The 265-nt window shown below is 64.9% G+C and carries 1 pseudogene; it reads right to left on the reverse strand.

The features are described 5' to 3' along the window. Positions 1–265, reverse strand: a pseudogene (locus EOD29_RS32440) (sugar ABC transporter substrate-binding protein); the annotation flags it as partial.

Raw genomic sequence — 265 nt, forward strand, 5'->3', positions numbered from 1 at the left:
CGACGGCAACGGGGCGATCCCCCATTTGAAACCCGCCTCCGGCATCTTCGACGCGCGCGAGATCTGGTTCACCGTCATCGCCGAATTGCCGGAGAAGTAGTCGCCCTGCTCGCCGGGCGGGACGATGGACTTGTCCGTGAAGACCATGTCGTGCAACTGCTGCACCGCGGCGACCGCCTTGGGCTTGTCGAAGCCGCATTGTCCGTCGCTCCAGAATTCGCCGCCATAGGCGCGGATCGACGGAAGCAAGGCGTGCGTCATGCGC

It is taken from the genome of Mesorhizobium sp. M1A.T.Ca.IN.004.03.1.1 (assembly GCF_003997555.1).
GTDB lineage: Bacteria > Pseudomonadota > Alphaproteobacteria > Rhizobiales > Rhizobiaceae > Mesorhizobium.